The sequence below is a fragment of the Gemella parahaemolysans genome (genome assembly GCF_053758945.1).
Genome location: NZ_JBSMTP010000029.1, coordinates 1 through 1685, shown reverse-complemented (window position 1 = coordinate 1685; position 1685 = coordinate 1). Strand labels below are relative to the sequence as shown.

The window sequence follows — 1685 nt, the reverse complement described above, 5'->3', positions numbered from 1 at the left end:
TATATAAATTATTACAACAACAAGAGAATTCAATCAAAAACAAAATGGATGCCTCCTGTACAATACAGGATAACATCCACTTGCCTAAATTAAATATATATGTGTCCAGAATTTTGGGTACATATCAATTATGAGTTTTAAGCAAGAATTATCAAAAGAAGACGATGTTATAAAAAAATAAGGAAGGTATTGACAAAAATCGGAGAAAATACTTGAGATATTAGTATTCCAGGTATATTAGGTATTTGTTTAGTATTTTTCATTAGAGTATATTTTAAAGATAAAAGAAAATAACTTTAAAATTAAAATTTTTTTAGGATTAGATAACTAGTTAAATAAAAGAGGAGATATGCAGTGAAAAATCAGCATATCTCCTCTTAGTTTATAGATAGATTTATAAACTTTAATGAAAAATAATAAATATCGGATAAAAATGAGGATATTTAATGATTTGAAGATTATAATCTTATTATATGTTAAATTAACAAAAATCATCTTAAAGGTATAGTCAAGTTTTCTTACTCAATTAATAGAAATATTAAATGATACTAGTTATCAATTATGTTTTTAATACTTATATGAATTATAAGTTTTTATTCTCTATAAATTGTATAATATTTAAGCTTTATTCTTATAAATATGAATAGAGTGAGAAACAAAAGAGAATCTATTTAAAGCGTTAGCATTATTAAGTTTTTAGAGTGTTTAAAATAATAGTTAATATCAAAATATTATATCTATTATATAAAAATATTAAAAAAACGTTTATTAAATACCTAGCTATTTTATTGAAAGGGGTATTGTTGTATATTATAATGAACGTGGTCGTTTCTATATAAAATATGAAAATTAGTATAAATTAAAGGAGAAGTAGTATGGATAAAAAGAAATACATTGCGGTATTCGCAGGTTCTTTATTATTATTTAATGGAGTGTTTATTTCGTTAAATGTTCCTAGTATGTCAAGTAATTCTACTGTAATAGCAGCTGAAGCTGAAAATGAAATACCACCTGAAGATGAAGAGATTCCAGATGCTGAACAGTTGGGATATCAAAAACAGCTTAAAAAATTACTAGATGAAGCTGACGAATATATTAATGACAATGATCATGACAGTTTTGATCCATTCTTTGAAGAAGAAGCTGAGACTCTTAGGAATTTAGTGACTTCTATTAAAGATGAATATAAGGCTCAAAAGAATGTATTAATTAATCGTTATAATAAAGTTTTAGAATTTGCTGGAAGATCATCTGAAAAAGTTCCACTAGTAGGAGGTGAAGAAAATAAACCTATCCCTCCAGTAGCGAAAGAAGTAGAAAAAGAATTTACGGAAACTCAACCAATTCCATTTAAAACTGTTAAACAGGACGATGCAACTTTAGACAAAGGTGTAGAAAAAGAAAAAACAGCAGGAGTAGAGGGAGTAAAAACCATTACTTACAAAGCTAAATTCAAAGAAAATAAAGAAGTAGCGAATACTAGAACGAAAGTAAAAGAAGAAGTAACGAAACAACCAGTAAACAAAGTAGTTCTAGTAGGAACAAAACCAGTGGTGACAGAAGTAGAAAAAGAATTTACGGAAACTCAACCAATTCCATTTAAAACTGTTAAACAGGACGATGCAACTTTAGACAAAGGTGTAGAAAAAGAAAAAACAGCAGGAGTAGAGGGAGTAAAAACCATT

The 1685-nt window shown here is 26.8% G+C and carries 2 protein-coding genes; both read left to right on the top strand.

Annotated elements, in window-relative coordinates:
• The first annotated feature begins 3 nt into the window (after nt 1-3).
• Nucleotides 4-93: an IS3 family transposase gene (locus tag ACWOBP_RS08090; RefSeq protein ID WP_455338259.1), complete on the top strand. Its 90-nt coding sequence runs from the start codon at nt 4-6 to the stop codon at nt 91-93.
• Between the two features lie 782 nt (nt 94-875).
• Nucleotides 876-1685 (top strand): G5 domain-containing protein (locus tag ACWOBP_RS08085; RefSeq protein WP_455338258.1); only part of this gene is annotated, 810 nt, incomplete at its 3' end.